4 protein-coding genes are annotated in these 5945 nt (G+C 67.0%); all 4 read left to right on the forward strand.

The annotated features are described in order from the left end of the window. Window positions 1-1255, forward strand: a 1255-nt coding sequence (locus ACXJKR_RS22080) for an efflux RND transporter periplasmic adaptor subunit (protein WP_457324639.1), incomplete at its 5' end; no start/stop codon positions are given. A gap of 10 nt (window positions 1256-1265) precedes the next feature. After that, a complete protein-coding gene (locus ACXJKR_RS22085; protein ID WP_457324640.1) occupies window positions 1266-1943 on the forward strand; it encodes an ABC transporter ATP-binding protein in 678 nt (225 codons plus the stop codon). Window positions 1944-1954: 11 nt separating this feature from the next. Then, window positions 1955-4375 carry an ABC transporter permease gene (locus ACXJKR_RS22090; RefSeq protein ID WP_457324641.1) on the forward strand — a complete coding sequence of 807 codons (2421 nt, stop codon included), beginning with the start codon at window positions 1955-1957 and terminating at the stop codon, window positions 4373-4375. Between the two features lie 301 nt (window positions 4376-4676). Beyond that, a partial coding sequence (locus ACXJKR_RS22095; RefSeq protein WP_457324642.1) for a hypothetical protein occupies window positions 4677-5945 on the forward strand: 1269 nt, incomplete at its 3' end.

Consider the following 5945-nt stretch of genomic DNA (forward strand, 5'->3'; position numbering starts at 1 on the left):
ATCCATCACCGGCGTGGGCATGGACAGCCGCGTCGAACGCGCCGCGACGCCGTGGTGGCGCCACCGTGCAACGCCGATGGCGGCGACGCTGGTGCTGGCAACGGCGTTGGTCTGGCGCTTCCTGCCCGCCAGCGGGTCGACCGACATCGCCGCTGCCGACATCGAAAGCGGTGCGGTCGTCCGCGCGCCCTTTGCCGACTACCTGCCGGTGCGTGCCACGGTCGCTCCGAAGGTGACGACGCTCGTTGGTGTTCTGACCGGGGGGCATGTCGAGAAGCTGCTGGTGCAGGACGGCACGACGGTGGCTGAGGGCCAGGCGCTGGCGACTCTGGCCAATCCTGCCCTGCGGCTCGACGTGCTGACGCGCGAAGCGCAAATCGCCAGCCAGTTGGGCGGCATCGCGGGCGAGAACCTGGGTATTGCGCGCAACCGGCTGGATCGCGCGGCCCAGATCGCGCAGGCCACCTACGACCTTCTGAAGGCGCGGCGCGAACTGTCGACCCGCCAGCAGCTGCACGAAGACGGGTTCGTATCCGCGGCAGGAGTGAAGAGCTATGCAGAGGAGGCCGCCTATCAGCAGAAACGGCTCGACCAACTGCAAGCAGGCAACGACGACGAGGCGCGTATCACAGCGACCCAGGGCGCACGGCTGGATGACACGCGCGGGCAGTTGGAGCGCAGTTTGGCCGCGGTCCGCGCTGGCCTGGATACGTTGACCATCCGCGCGCCCAACGCCGGGCGGCTGATCAACTTCACGATCCAACCCGGCCAGACGCTGCGCCCCGGCGATGCGGCAGGGCAGGTCGACAGCGAAGGCTCGTGGAAGCTGACCGCGGACGTCGATGAATACTATCTTGGACGCATCGCCGTCGGCCAGCGGGCGAGCGCAGAGAGCCTCTCGCTGACCGTCTCGAAAGTGCTGCCTGCGGTGAAGGACGGCCGCTTCCGCATCGAACTCGCGGTCGAAGGCATGCCGCCCGCTGGCCTCAATCGCGGTCAGACGCTCGACATCCGCATCACGCTCGGCAGCACCGCACCCGCCCTGATCGCGCCGGTGGGTGGCTGGCTCGACGCCGGTGGCGGCACGTCGGTCTTCGTGTTCGACGCCGATGGCGAACACGCCCGCCGCCGCGCCGTGAAAACGGGCCGTCGCAACCCTGAGCAGGTCGAAATCCTGTCCGGCCTGAAACCCGGCGACCGCATCGTCACCTCCCACACCGCCTCCATGAGGGGCGACGTTCTCAACATCCGCTGAAGGGCAAGCCGTGATCCGTCTCGAGAAGATCCAGCGCCGCTACGTCTCTGACGAGGTGGAGACGACCGCGCTCCACGACATCGACCTCCACGTCGAAGCCGGCGAGTTCGTCGCCATCATGGGGCCATCGGGCTGTGGCAAATCGACGCTGCTCAACACGCTGGGCACCGTCGACCGCCCGACCGCCGGCCGCTACCTGTTCGGCGATCGCGACCTCGCCGCGCTCAACGAGAAGGAGCTGGCGAAGTTCCGCGCCGCGACGTTGGGCTTCGTCTTCCAAAGCTTCAACCTGATCGACGAGCTGACGATCGAGGAGAACGTCGCGCTCGGCCTCGCTTACCGGGCCGATGCCGGCGACCGGCGCGCGCGGGTGGCGGCGGCGATAGACAAGGTCGGCATCGGCCACCGCGCGCGCCACTTCCCGCATCAACTGTCCGGCGGCCAGCAGCAGCGCGCTGCGATTGCCCGCGCGATAGTCGGCGATCCCAAGTTGATCCTTGCTGACGAGCCGACCGGCAACCTTGACACCGTCAACGGCGAGCAGGTGATGAACATCCTCGCCGGCCTGAACGCGGAGGGCGCCACCATCGTCATGGTCACGCATTCGCCCAGCCACGCCGACGTGGCGAAGCGCCGCATCGACATGCTTGACGGCCGTATCGTGGCCTCCGCGGCCCGCTCGATCTGAGGACCGCGCCCATGAACCGCTTCGCGCTGCTGTCGCTCTACCGCTCGCTGACTCGCCACAAGCTTCACGCCGCGCTCAACATCGGCGGGCTGGCTGTGGGCATCGCGGTGTTCCTGGTGCTGTCGCTCTATGTGCGATTCGAGACCAGCTACGAGAAGTGGCTGCCAGGCCATGGGCAGATCTACCTGGTGCAGACGCGCATTGACCTGCCCGGCAGTCCATTCAGCGGCGCCTATTCGATGACGATGGGAGGCTTGCTGGAGCAACTGCGTGAGGAACATCCGGGTGTCGTGGGGACGCGCATCCGCGGCGGCAAGGATGGCGGGAGCGTGCAACGCGGCGCCGAAGCGATCAAGGAAGACGTGGCGCAAGTCGATCCATCGTTCTTCGATGTGTTCGCCCTGCCGATGCTCAAGGGCAGCGGCAGCGCGCTCAACGATCCGACCAGCGCGCTCATCAGCCGGTCGGCCGCCCGCAAGTACTTCGGCAGCACTGATCCGGTTGGCCAGACACTGACCGTCTCGATCGACTGGCCCGCCGCATACCGGATTGCCGGCGTTTTCGAAGATCAGCCGGCCAACAGCGAACTGCAGTTGTCGATCCTCATCCCATTGCCCAAGGGCGCGCCTGCGGGCCAATGGCAGTGGTACATGTGGGGCACGGCGTCGGTCTCCACTTTCCTGCGCTTCGACACGGCGGCGCAGCGGCTGGCGTTGGCGCGCACGCTGCCGGCGATGATCGATCGCCGAGCCACGAGCATGGGGCCGCAGCCGTCACGGTTCCTGTCCTTGCCATTGCTGCCTCTGTCTGACATTCACCTGCAGCCGCAGGGACCCGAAAGCGCGGGCCGCAAGATGACGGTGGTGGCGCTGGGCATCGTCGGGCTGATCGCCCTGCTGATCGCCATCGTCAACTACGTCAACCTCGCAACCGCCCGGGCTGGGGTGCGTGCGCGCGAAGTGGCAATGCGCAAGGTATTGGGTGCGGACCGGCGTGCATTGGTCGGTCAGTTCCTGGGCGAAGCGGTGCTGACGGTCGCCGTTGCTGCGTTGGCCGGGTTGATCCTCGCGGAGTTGAGCCTGCCGTGGGTCAATGCCGCTGGCGGGCTGTCGCTCACCATGCCCTATTCGCTGGTCGTGCCGGCCCTGGCGGCGGCTACGCTGCCCATCGGGCTGGCGGCGGGCTTCTATCCGGCCTTGCTCCTGTCGCGGTTTCCCACGGCGACGGTGCTCGCGTCGGCGCGAGCACCGGGTGGCGGCCGCGCCGGCGTCCGCGTGCGTGAGGCGCTGGTCGTCTTGCAATTCGCACTCGCGACCGCCTTCGTCATCGGCACGGCAGTGCTGGTCGCACAGACCCGTCACATGCACAACGCCGATCTCGGCTTCCAGCGCGAAGGCCTGCTGATGGTGCCCTCGCTCGCGGAAACCGGCATCAGCCCACCGCAGGCCCGCGCGATCCTTGCAGCATTCCGCGAGTTGCCCGGGGTCCGCGCCGTCGGCAGCGCCAACGTGGGTGCGGGCGTCGATGGCAATGCCGCGCTCGATGCCATCGACATGCCGGGCCGCCCGGCGCCGGGCTTGACGATCCGCGTGATCAGCGTCGGCCCGGGGTTCTTCGAGGCCTATGCGCCGCGACTGCTGGCGGGCCGGTTGTTCGATGACGCGCATGCCGCTGACGACGCCAGCGACTGGCAGAAATGGAAGCTCGGCCGCAACATCGTCATCAATTTCGAGACAGCGAAGCGGCTCGGTTTCGCATCGCCACAGGAGGCGATTGGCAAGACCGTCGGCGGCGCGATGCCGCGCACGATCATCGGCGTCATCGATCAGTTGCGATTCTTCTCGCCGCGCGCACCAGACGACACCACCAGCTATCAGTACTACCGCGAGGGTCCTGCAAAGCCCGTCGCCGCGGTCCGGTTCATTGGCGATCCGCAGGTGACCTTGGCCGCCGCGCGGCAGGTCTGGCTGCGCCTCGCGCCGCAGGTGCCGTTCGTGGCCGCCACTGCGGACCGGCGACTGGCCCAGTTCTACGAAGCCGACGATCGCGCCACTCACCTGTTTGGCATCGGTGCGGCGCTGGCGGTCCTGATTGGCTGCGTCGGGCTGTGGGGTCTCGCATCGTTCAATACCCAGCGGCGGGTGAAGGAGATCGGCATTCGGAAGACGCTGGGGGCATCGTCCGCCGATATCGCAAAGCTGCTCGTCGGCCAGTTCCTGCGGCCCGTGCTGATTGCGAACCTGCTCGCATGGCCATTGGCATTCGTGGCGATGCGGGCGTGGCTGGCTGGTTTCGACGACCGTGTCGAACTCTCGCCGCTCTACTTCGTCGGCGCGACATTGCTTGCCACGGTCATCGCGGTACTGACGGTGCTCGGCCAATCACTGCGCGCCAGCCGCGCCGCGCCGGCCTGGGGATTACGTCACGATTGATCTATCTGGGGCGTGCATCCCAAGCGATCAATCAATCTCACCTGGGGCGTGCCTAACTTGCGATGTGGATGTTGGTCCTCGTTGAGCGCCATAGCGCCCGGCCTTTGACGGCAAGCAGTGAGCGCGGGGCTGACGCGGTGTCTCATTGAGATCTGTATTTGGCGATCGACGGCGGCAACGTGATTACCCGGGAACCAGGACACACCGGCGGCCACTAACGCGCCAACACCGCACACGCCTGACATGCTCACCCACCGAGCGGCTCGCGTGTGCGTCCACTGAGTTCCGGAAGGATTCCGCCATGCCCAGAAATCCCACCGCCGTCCGCGAGGTCCTCGAGGCCATCCTGAAGACGTCGCGCAAGAAGGCCAGTCCCGAGGACATCGAGGGCATCCGCGCCCGGCTGGCGAAGGAGCCGAGCCTCGAGATGACCGACGAAGTCCTCGATGCGCTGGCCGAGGCCGAGTCGTGGCGGCTGGAGGAAGCCCAATCCCTGCTGCCATTTGCGCGCAAGAAGTTCCCCTATGCGAACTTTGACGACATCGAGGCCATCCTGCGCAAGCTGGAAACCATGCGCAAGTCGGACCCGCACAGCGTCGACGTGCTCCTGCCCGAAACGATGGAGCGCTACTGGAAGCGCATCGACAACCTCAAGCTTTCCCAGCCGCACGCCAAACGCCTGGACGAGCTGAGCAAGGCAGTGGCCAGTGACATGACCGTCTGCCGGCACGGGATGCTCGAGGCGCTATCCGATTGGAAGAAAGTGCTCGAGCGCGACGAGCAGGTGCCCGACCAGACGGTCGTGGATGACGTGCACCAGCTGGGCGAGGCAGCGCTGGCGGCAATGGCGCGATGGCAGGAGGAACTGGCGTCGCTGCGCGAGATGCTGCAAGAGGATGCCGAGGTGAGCGACGAGGTGATCAACACCGCGGCCACAAGCGCGGCGCAGTACCGCAAGGCCCCGCAGGACGCGCTGCAGAAGCGGCTGAAAGAGCTGACGGCAGCCACCGAGGCACTGCACCAGGCGCAGCAAGTGCGGTTGGACGGCAGCGATGAAATGAAGCTCTCCAACCGCTTCAACTTCAAGAAACCCAAGGTCACGGAAAAGCTGGCCAAGGCCTTCTGCGAAGATTTGGGGCTCAAGCCCGAGGGCAARTGGCGCAACGCGTTCGAGTACCTTCAGGGGCTCGAAGGAGCGGGCGACAACAAGGCCGCCCAAGCCAAAGCCTCCAAGCAAAAGCCCTCGGTCGCGCTGGCCGCCTACCTGCTGCTCGCCGAGCCGGCCGCGTGGGCCACGCACGGCCCCTTTGTGCGCGAGCGTGCCAACGACTTCGACGGCCGGCAGGACAAGGCCGCCGCCTTGCTGCGCGCGCTGGCCGCCATCGGCTCGGCCAACCGCGACGTCAACCAATGGCTGGTACGGCTGGCCCTCAACGGCACGCCGGTGGACACACTGGCGCGCTACCACGCCGCCCGCGCCGACCTCACCGGCGTGTCCGTGCCCAGCGCGTACGCGGCCAAGCTGGATACGCTGATGGCCGACCTCACCTTCGACGCGACGGTGTGGACC

It is taken from the genome of Roseateles sp. P5_E11, from assembly GCF_054049355.1.